We start from the raw sequence: 213 nt of genomic DNA, 5'->3' as shown, positions 1-213 counted from the left end.
AGTTTATGCCTGATGACCATAGCAAGTTGGTACCACTCCTTCCCATCCCGAACAGGACAGTGAAACGACTTTGCGCCGATGATAGTGCGGGTTCCCGTGTGAAAGTAGGTCATCGTCAGGCTCTTACGCCAAAACGCCTGGCTCACGCCAGGCGTTTTCTTCTCCCTCCTTGTGATGAGGGGTGAGAAGAAAACGCAAAAACGTTTTAAAAGT

1 rRNA gene is annotated in these 213 nt (G+C 50.2%); it reads left to right on the top strand.

Annotated features, from left to right (window positions below):
- The first annotated feature begins 8 nt into the window (after positions 1 to 8).
- Positions 9 to 121, top strand: a 5S ribosomal RNA gene (gene rrf, locus F3J24_RS24785).
- The last annotated feature ends 92 nt before the right edge of the window (positions 122 to 213 follow it).

The organism is Comamonas sp. Tr-654 (assembly GCF_011752915.1).
Taxonomy (GTDB): Bacteria; Pseudomonadota; Gammaproteobacteria; order Burkholderiales; family Burkholderiaceae_C; genus Comamonas.
Note: the sequence above shows the minus strand (reverse complement) of the source record. Positions and strands in the feature narration are given on the sequence as shown.